This window comes from Armatimonadota bacterium, assembly GCA_035527535.1.
In the GTDB taxonomy this organism is placed as follows: Bacteria; Armatimonadota; Hebobacteria.
Map to the genome: position 1 here is coordinate 1 of DATLAK010000081.1, position 9,710 is coordinate 9,710.

Sequence of the window (9,710 nt, forward strand, 5' to 3'; positions counted from 1 at the left end):
GAGATCTCCGAGAGCGAACCGAGGTCGGTAGTCAGGGACAATGTCGTGTCCGCTAGCGGCTGCCCCGCCTTGTCGGTGACGCGCACCAGGATGGTGGAGGTGGCGGTGCCGTTGGCCTGCAGCGTCCTGGGGGTGGCGGACACCAGCACCACCGTGTTGACGGGGGCGGTGAACTGCACCTGCACCGAGCCGCTGATGAGCGCGGCGGTGGCGGTGACGTTGGCGACGCCCGCCGCCGTCGCCGACTTCAGGAACACCGTCACCAGGCCGCCGATGGTGCGCCCGCTGGCGGTGGCGGTGGCGGTGTCGGCGAAGGTCCCGGCGGTGGTGGAGAAGGTCACCAGCGTGCCGTCAGCCACCGGCCGATACCCGCCGCCGCTGGGATCGGGCACCTGGGTGCGCACGTCAGCCACGATCTTGGATACACTGGAGCCGCCCGCGGAAATGCTGAGCGGTTCGGCGGCGACGGTGATGCGGAACGGCGGGTCGGTGTAGGAGACCACCGTGCTGCCCAGCGTCTCCGACGCCCCGTCCCAGGCGCCGTTGTCGTTGAGGTCAATCCAGGCCCAGATGATGTCGGAATCGCCGTTGGCCAGGTCAACCGCGCTGTACATGGTCGAGTAGGCGGTGCCGTCGCGGGTGAGCGCTCGCTCCCGCCCGCTGACGATGCGCGCGCCGGTGTTGCTGATGGTTTCTTCGCTCTCGAAGCTGAAGCGAACGACGGTGTCATTACCCACCGGCTCGCCCCCAATGTACTTGACGGTGGCGGTGATGAGGGCGCTGGCGCCCATGCCGGCCGCCGGCAGCACGCTCGGCTGCACGCTGACCGTCACCTGCGGGGCGGCGCCGAAGCGCACGGTCACCTGCGCGGGCGTCAGGCCGGTTACGGTCGCGGTGACGACGCAGTTGCCGAACTGGCCCGGCCCCGCGCTGCTGAGGGTGGTGGCGGCCGTGCCGTCGGCCCCGGTGTCCGCACTCGCCGGGCTGACGTTGCCGAGGCCCGGACTCTGGCTGGCGAAGGTCACCGTCTGGCCGGCGTACGGGCCGCCGCCCTGGTCGGTGACGGTCGCGGTCAAGGTGGTGCTGCTGAAGCCGTCGCCGACGAGATTGAGGGATTCGGCGGTGAGCGTCACGGCGGTGGGCACGCGCTGCTCGAGCGTGATGTCAACGCCGGCGCTGAGCTGGCCGCTCGCGCCTGCGCAGGTGGCGGTGACGGTCGGCGTCAGCGCGGCGTTGGTGCCCGCCATGAAACGCACACCCGCTGTGCCGTCGGCGTGAGTCGCCACCTTCACCTGGGCGTACGACACCAGGATCGTGGAGCCGGAGATGTAGCTGAGATGGCGTAAGAGCGAGCCTTCGACGCCCGGCTGGACGCCGCTAAGGGAGAACGTCACTTCCACCCCCTGCACCGGCTGCCCCGAGCTGTCTCTCGCGGTGGCGATGACATCGGTGGTGCTGGTGCCATTAGCCACCACTGCGGCCGGCGGCGTAATGGCGAGGCTGGAGGGCGGCAAGCTCGGGCTGATGGGAGAAGGTATCGCCGAGATGCGATTGCTCTCAACCGGCGGTGTGCCGGCGAAGCTGGCGACCTGGTAAGCATAGCTGCCGGCGGCGAGCGGTGAATCGAGGAGGCTGGTCGTGGTGCGCCCGGAAACGGCGGTCAGCAGCGCGCCGTCGCGATAGACATTGTAGCCGTCAACGCTGAGATCGGGGCTGGCGACCCACGTCAGGTACACGCCTTCGACGCGCGGCTGAGCGCGAACATTGCTCGGCGGGGCCGGCTTGCCGATCTCGAACAGCACCTGGCGCGCCGCGCCCATGCGCCCGTTGACGCCGGTCGCCGCGGTCACCGCGCCGATGGCGTAGTAGTAGGTCGTGCCCGCTACCAGCGGCCCGGCGTCGGTGAAGCTCGCCTGGCTCGACGCCACCTCACCCACTAGGGTCGTGCTGTTCCACGGCCCGCTCCCGGAGGTGGCGCGGTAGATGCGGTAGGAGTCCATGAAGGGCTCCGGGTTCTTGCTCCACTGCAGACCGATCGAGCTGATGAATGCGGTGACGGTCGGCATCGCCGGCGGCCGCGGGTAGGCGGGGCCGACCTCGATCGTCGGCTCATAGACATTGATGAAGTCCACCGGGGGTGACTCCGCCGCGCCGACCGCGGTGCTCACCCGGTACGCATAGAGCGTTCCCGGATTGGCGGACGAATCGTTGTACGAGCGGTCCGCGCGACCCGCGTTGGCGAGCAGAGAGTATCCGCTGGCCTGGCGCGTGAGGCGCACGCGGCTGTGCGCGGCGCGCGCCGGCCGCACCATGCGCGATGCTCCGCCCACCTCCGCGCGGTAAACATTGAAGCTGGCGACGCCGGTCGCGCCCGACGCCACGCTCCATGACAGCGCCACCGAGTCGGCGGTCGGGGTGGCGGCGGCCGCGGTTATGACGTTCGCCGCCGGCGCCGCGGCGGCAGCGCCGCCCCCACCGTTGTTAGCAAGCGCAATCAGCGCTCCCGCGGCGATCACCGCGCCCAGCGTCTGCCAGGTCTTGTCCGCCCGCTTGACCTGCTGCGGAGCGGTCGGCGCCGGGGCAACCGTCACCGCCGAGACCTTGGTTCCCAATACCCCCTCGACCGCCTTGCCGACGGCGTCATCCATCGCCTCCATCATCAGCGGACCCTCGGCGGCGGCGAACCCGATCCTGCTCGAACTTCTGCCGGAGACGGCGACCGCGCTCGACTCGTTGGTTCTCACGTCGAACTTTTGCAGCGTCAGGCCGAGCGTCACCTGCTTGGCGGCCTTGTCGTAGGTGTATTCCTCGACACTGCCCCACAACACCAGGTCGGCGCCGAGCGCCTGCCCCAGCCGCGCCGCCTGCTGGCGGTCAAGCGGAGGCTTGACCTCGAGGTCGCTCGGCTCGAGGGTCTTTTCAATATCAATGGCGCGACGCACCGATGGGGTGGACGGGCGCAGGCTGACAATGGTGGCCTGGCCGGAGGACTCCAGGGTCACACGCAGCGCGCGATACACGCGCTCGGCCAGCTCCGCCCCACCGACTTCGGTGTTACCCGCCAGGGGCAGCACGATGACCTTGAGCTTAGCGCTCTCCGCGCGGGCAGTGGTGGCATGCGTCGCCAGCAGCGGTGCCACGATTGCGACTGCCAGGCAGCAGATCATGGCACGGACCAGCCGAGCCGCAGTGAGCTTTCTCATCCCCTTGACTCCTCCGCTCCTTTTTCCCCCGTGCGCCAGCCGGCATCCTACCGCATGACGCTGTCGCCGGCACCGGTAAGGACTCCGCCGGACGGGCGCCGTCGCCCGTCCGGCCGTATGCTCGATCCCGCATTCGACGTCTGTTTCCAGCTAGGGACGCGGCCCCAGCGGCCGCAGTGGCCTCGGCCCCCGATGGCCATCCGCAGCCGCGGCCGCGGCGACGGACGAGGATATGGTGAACGTGGTGTAGGCGGGCGTGCTCCACACGTACCCTTGGTCCTGCGGATTGGTCTGGAATAACGCTGGCTCCGTGCGCGGCGCCACCGCATCGCGCGCGTTGCGTGCGCCGACGCGCCAGTAGAGCACGGTCGGCATACCGCCGGGCGCAGGCGGGAAGTCGGCCGCCACGTTGATGACGCTGGACATCTCCGTGCCGTCCGGCGCCATGCTTTCCCCGGCCGGATATTGCTTGGTGCCGGCAGCCAGGAAGCGCACGTCGCGGCTGATCTGGAGCACGTACTCGGTGGCTCCGGCTACCGCGGACCACGAGAAACGCACTGCGCTTGCATCGTCCGCGGCTGCGTCCGCCACCGGCGACAGAAGCGACGGCCGGGCCAGAGCTGTGGCCACGCCCGAGCCGTTCGCGTAAGGCGAGAAGCGCAGCCAGTACTGGCGCTCCGGCGCCTGGCGGCCGGAGCTGGCGGAGCGGCCGTCGGTGACCTGCGCGGCGGTCCTGCTCGCCGTAGGCGTGGTGGTTGGGGTTGGGGTGGTGGTCGTACCGGTAGGAGCGAACTCAACGGAAGCGACGATCGCAACGATACGATACACGTAGCCTTCGCCGGGCGTCGGAGGGTCATAGCCGAACAACATCCCAATGCTCTCACCCGGGGTGAGGTCGGGTGCGGTGTCGCCCTCCTCCGCCGTGGCGAAGCTATACTCACTGATCTCGCCGGTCTCCGGGGTAATGCTCATGCTCATCGTATAGAAGCCGGGGAGGATCGCGTCCGAGGAGTCAATGAAAAACGTGCCGTTGCCGCTGAAGGTCTGCTGCGCCGGCTGCACCCAGAGGAAAAAATTGTTGCGGTAGATCTCGTAGAGGCGAACGCTGCGCCATTCGTGCGCGGGCGGGGACCAGGTGACGAGAATGCCGCCCGACCCCGAGCCGGTGGCGTCGGACAGGGAGCTGGCGACGACATCCGGCACCGCGACGTCGGCCGGACTGTGGTTGTACAAGCTGGCGAATATCCCGACCGCAGCCGCCATGCCAAGCAGGCTGCTGCTGAGCTGGTTGCGGTCCTTGGGGCGCCGCACCGCGACCGCCTGAGCGGCGGTCGGCGCCTCGAACACCGGCAGCGCCTTGTCGCCGGCGGCGATGCCGCGGTAGCTGGCGATGATGGCGGCGGTGGCGTACTCTGGCTCAACCCTGGTGACCCGCACGCGCCCGACCTTATCGCCGAAGCGCAGAATCACCAGCTCCATACCATCCCGGAGCCCGGAGTTGCTGCCGGCGTTGAGATAGACATCGGTCGGGGTGCCGCTCAGCACCGTCGCCTCGGGGAACCGGTAGCTGATCATGGTGCGCACGGCATCGTAGGTGGCAAGGGTCAGCGCCTCGTCAGCGAGCGCCGCGTTATCGGCGGCATATCCCGGCTTGGGCGTGGACTGCTGTCGCACCCGCGCGCCATTGGTATACTCGCCGGAGTCGACGCTCAGCAGCACAACGGTGACGTCCGCCACCGCCACGCGGCCCTCTCTGGTCTGCTCGAAGTGCAGGTCATTGATGGTGCCGGAGGCGACGAACGGCACCTCCAGCGTCTCCGCCAGCCGGCCCTGTGCGGGGCGGGTCATCGGCAGTGAGAAGCCCAGGCGGCTCAATGCCTGCTCGACCTCGGAGCGCGGCACGGGCGTGAATCGCTTGGATTCGTCCAGCGCCAGCGCCAGCGCATCTGCCGCGCCGCGCCCGAGCGCATCGCCCCCGTAGTCGCTGCGGTTGAAGAAGTCCACGACCGCCACCGGAGTCATGGGGGCGGAGGCGACGGACTCCTGCGCCCGCACCCGCCCGGTGCACAGAACCGGCGCCGCTAACGCGGCAGCGATCCCTAGCCCGACCAAGACCAGCGCCGTTATCCGGGCGCGGCCGACGCTCATGGTGCCCATCTTGACTTACTCCTCTCCTCGCCGCCTGGCGTGCGCGGAAGAATCCGTGCTGGGGGGCATGGGCAGGTCGTCATTTCGGGAACGCAAAACGGACCGGGATGGGATTCGCCTGCCTGCCACCACCGGCGGCCTCCTGCCTCGGCTGTTCGACGCCATGTCATGCCCGAGGGTTCAGAATAGCGCCACATTCTACCATAGGGGCAGGGGATTGTAAACCTGCGTTGGCGCCCGCCAAAAGGTTCACTCGCCTGCCGCGCTCACCAGCCGTCCCCACAGCTTCGCCACCTGCCTCGCGGTTTCCTCTAGGCTGCCGCTGGCATCAACGACAAAACCCGCCCGGCGGGCTTTCTCCTCCACCGGCATCTGCGCCGCTACCCGGGCTTGCGCCTGCTCGCGCGTGAGCCCGTCGCGCGCCATCACGCGCCGCACCTGCTGCTCGGCAGGCGCGGTGACCGCCACCACCACGTCCACCTCGCTTTCCGCCCCCGCTTCGTAGAGCAGCGGTATCACCGCGACCGCTAGCGCCGGCGGTCGCCTACGGCGGCGCAGGGCCTCCAGGCGGCGGCGCATCTCCAGTATTATGCGCGGGTGCGTGATTTCCTCCAGCCGCCGCCGCGCCTGCGGGTCGTCAAAAACGAGAGACCCCAGACGTTTCCGGTCCAGGGTCCCTTGCGCAGTCAGCATCTGCGGCCCGAAGGCCTGCGCTATCTCGCTCAGCGCCGGGCTCCCCGGCGCCGTCACCTCGCGCGCGATCTCGTCGGTGTCAACGACCGCCGCGCCCCGCTCCCGCAGCAACTGCGCCACCGTGGTCTTGCCGGTGGCGATGCCGCCGGTGAGCCCGACGACGATCATTCCTCCTCTTCCCGCTGGGAGAATACGTCGCCCACCAGATCGGCGACCGTCACCCGCCCTGCGTCCTTCTGCTGCTCCATGTAGTCGCGCAGTTGGCGGCGTTCCTTGTCCTGCTGCACATGGCGGATGCTCAGGGTCATGCGGCGCTCGGCGGGGCGCAGAGCGATGATCTTCGCTTGCACCTCCTGGTCCTCGCGCAACACTTCTTCCGCCTTGGCGCCCTTGGCCGCGGTCAACTCGGAGTTGGGGATGATGGCCTCGATCCCGCCCTCCAGTTGGACAAACGCGCCGAACGGCACCACCCGGCTCACGCGCCCGGTGACAGTGCTGCCCACGGCGTAGTGCTCCTCCACGTGCTGCCAGGGGTCGGGCAGGATTTGCTTCAAGCCCAGTGACACCTTGTCCTGCTCCCGATCGTACTTCAACACCAGCACGTCTATCTTGTCCCCCGGCTTGACCACATCCGACGGATGACGCACCCGCGCCCACGACATCTCCGTCACGTGCAGCAGGCCGTCGATACCCCCCAGGTCCACGAACGCACCATAGTCCGTCACCCGCCGCACCATGCCCTTGCGCACTTGCCCCTCCTCCAGCATGGCCAGCGTTTGTTCGCGCTTGCGCTGGCGCTCCTCCTCCATCGCCAGCCGGTGCGATACCACCACCCGCTTGCGCCCCCGATCCACCTCCAGGATCTTCAGCTTGACCGACTGCCCGACAAAGCGCTCGAGCGCGCGCACATTGCGCGTCGCCACGTGGGAGGCGGGCAGGAATCCGCGCAGCCCCAGGTCCACCACCAGCCCCCCTTTGACGCGGTCGGTCACCATCGCCGACACCGTGGCGCCGGTCTCGTAGGCCTCGATCACCCCCCGCCACACGTTCTCGTAGTCGGCCTTGCGCTTGGACAGCACCAGGCCGCCCTCCGCGTTCTCGGTGCGCACCACGTAAACGTCTATGCGATCCCCGACCGCGAGCTGCTGCGCGGGCTCCCCGTTCTCTCCCGCCAGGTCCGCCAGCGGGATCATCCCCTCCGACTTGGTGCCCACGTCCACCAGCGCGCCGTGGTTGTCCACGTGCACCACCAGACCGCTGACGATGTCTCCCTGCTTGAGGGGCGATATCGTCTCGTCGTAGGCGGCATCCGGCGGCCGCCCGCTCGGTTCGGTGGGGGCCGGCACTTCAGCTTCTGGAGGTGAGCCGGCGTTCTCGGTCTGCAGGTCCATCTCGGGCTTCTCACTGTCGGATGCGGCCGCATCGTCCAGCGGCCGCTCTGCGTTGGTCCACGACATGATTGTCTCCTGATCGCATGGCCGCCGCGTCTTTGGCATCGCAAGAACGCGCGGGCGCTGCGACGTAGTTGGTATTCCCGCGGCCTCCACGGGCTAAACTCGACGCGCGGCGCCGGCTGATCCGCACCAGCGACCCGACCACCGCCCTCGGCGCGCCGCCGCCGCGTCACCGTCCCACGGCCCGATTATTCCACAACCATGCAGGCAGCGAAGGCGGCGACGTCAGGTGGTCTTGTGCACTGATGGGATACTCGGACGCAGGCAGTCGGGGCCGTGAGCACTACGCATCGGCTTGTCGGCTATCGAATCCTTGTTTTGTAGGATTTCCGCGCCGCCAGCCTCGATTCCTTCCCGCGTCGCGCGATGCGCTCGCTATCGGCGCAGGTCGAGGTCAGCCGCCCTCCCGGAAGTGGGCAACGGTCTGCGCCAAGCCCTGCTCCAGCGCTACCTGCGGTTCCCATTCCAGCTCGTGTCGGGCCCGCGCGCAGGCGAGATGGATGTGGCGCACCTCCCCCCGGACGCTCGGGCGCGTAGCGCGGCGGACGATCACACCCGGCCAGCCGCGCCAAGCCCTGGCAAATCGCGTTGACCGAAGTCGGGCGGCCGATGCCGATGTTGAGAGGTTCCGGCACTTCGCGCTCCAGCGCCAGCACGTTGGCGCGCACGACGTCGCTGACATAGACGAAGTCGCGGGGCTGCTCGCCGTCGCCGAAGATGGTGGGGATGCCCCCTCCCAGCATCGCGCGCGCGAAGATCGCGACCACCCCCGCTTCGCCGTGAGGGTCCTGACGCGGGCCGCAGACGTTGGCGTAGCGCAGGATGGTGTAGTCGGGCCGCCTTGCTCGCGGAACAGGCGCAGGTGGTGCTCGGCCGCGAACTTGTCGAGGCCGTGGAAGGCGGCGGCGGGATTAACGTTCTCGGCGCGCCCCGAGGAGAGGTCGTCCACCACCACTACCACCTCGTGACCGAGCCCGAGGTAGGCGTCCACGATGTGGGAGCCGATGAACCCCGCGCCGCCGGTGACGAGGATTCTCATGCCCCGCGCTCCACCCGGCGCAGCACCAGCACCGATGCCCCCACCACTCCCGCGTCATCGCCCAGTTCCGCGGTGACGATGCGCGCGGTGGCGGCCGGCACCATGCGCGCGCGAGCGGCGACCGCGCGCCGCGCCGGGCCCAGCAGCGCCTCCCCCGCGCGAGCGATGCCCCCGCCGATGACCAGCACCTCGGGGTTGTAGAGTTGTATCAGGTTGGTGAGCCCCACGCCGACATAGTGGCCGATCTCGGCCAGCACCTCCCGGCACAGGTCGTCTCCCTCCGCGGCGCACTCGGCGATGAGCGCGGGCGTGATGCGAGCGACATCGAACTCGATGCGCGCGGCGAGGGTGCTCTCGCGCCCGGACTGCAGCTTGACCGCGGCGCGCTCGATGATGGCGTCGCGCCCGGCCAGCGCCTCCCAGCAGCCGTGGTCGCCGCAGCCGCACTCCGGCCCCTCCACGTCAATCACCATGTGCCCCACTTCCGAGAAGCCCTCGGTCGCGCCCAGGCGCAGCTCGCCGTCGCTGATGACGCCGCCGCCGATGCCGGTGCCCAGGGTGATCATGACCATGTGCCGCGCGCCCCGACCGGCGCCGAAGCGGTGCTCGCCCAGGGTCGCGGTCTTAACGTCGTTGAGCATGTAGGCGGCGACGCCGAATTCCTTCTCGATGGGTGGGGTCACCTCGACGTGGTAGGCATTGGCGAAGTTGGGGGAGTAGATGCAGACGCCGCGGGGGGAATCGTGACGCCCCGGCACGCCCATGCCGATGCCCACCAGCTCGTTGGCGGTGATGCCGTGGTGATCCATGGCCTCGCGCAGGGCGTCGGCGACTTGCTCCAGGGTCTTGGCCATGCCCTGCTCGGCGAGCGCGGGGCGGCGCGCTTCCGCCAGGATATGCGCCTCGCGATCGAGGATCGCCGCGCGCACATTGGTGCCGCCGACATCCACCCCGGCGATGTACGGGGCGTCCGGATTCGGCGCCGGTTTGGACATTCGATCCCTCCGTCGGGAAATCCCGTCAGACCTTAGTCCCAGATTATGCGTAAAGCTTCGGGCATGTCATTCCGAGGAAGCGACGCGCCCGAGGAATCCCCTATCGGGGATGCGCAAGATCAGCGATTCCAGCCGCGAGCAACCCCGGTAGGGGATCCCTCGCGTTGCTCGGGATGAC

6 protein-coding genes and 1 pseudogene are annotated in these 9,710 nt (G+C 69.0%); all 7 read right to left on the reverse strand.

Going from position 1 to position 9,710, the window contains the following annotated elements; genetic code table 11:
- The coding region (locus VM221_05485; GenBank protein ID HUT74275.1) for an Ig-like domain-containing protein at positions 1-3,203 on the reverse strand (3,203 nt) is incomplete at its 3' end.
- 150 nt (positions 3,204-3,353) lie between these two features.
- Positions 3,354-5,360, reverse strand: a complete 2,007-nt coding sequence (locus VM221_05490) for a hypothetical protein (protein HUT74276.1) — start codon at positions 5,358-5,360, stop codon at positions 3,354-3,356.
- 240 nt (positions 5,361-5,600) lie between these two features.
- A complete protein-coding gene (gene coaE, locus VM221_05495; protein HUT74277.1) occupies positions 5,601-6,212 on the reverse strand; it encodes a dephospho-CoA kinase in 612 nt (203 codons plus the stop codon).
- Entirely contained in the window at positions 6,209-7,501 is a 1,293-nt protein-coding gene (rpsA, locus tag VM221_05500; GenBank protein ID HUT74278.1) for a 30S ribosomal protein S1, read from the reverse strand. Before rpsA ends, coaE begins: the two co-directional genes overlap by 4 nt.
- 299 nt (positions 7,502-7,800) lie before the next feature.
- Positions 7,801-8,322: an NAD-dependent epimerase/dehydratase family protein gene (locus VM221_05505; GenBank protein HUT74279.1), complete on the reverse strand. Its 522-nt coding sequence runs from the start codon at positions 8,320-8,322 to the stop codon at positions 7,801-7,803.
- A gap of 29 nt (positions 8,323-8,351) precedes the next feature.
- Positions 8,352-8,537: pseudogene (locus tag VM221_05510) on the reverse strand (NAD-dependent epimerase/dehydratase family protein).
- Positions 8,534-9,532, reverse strand: a complete 999-nt coding sequence (locus tag VM221_05515; GenBank protein ID HUT74280.1) for an ROK family protein — start codon at positions 9,530-9,532, stop codon at positions 8,534-8,536. Before VM221_05515 ends, VM221_05510 begins: the two are co-directional and overlap by 4 nt.
- Positions 9,533-9,710 lie beyond the last annotated feature (178 nt).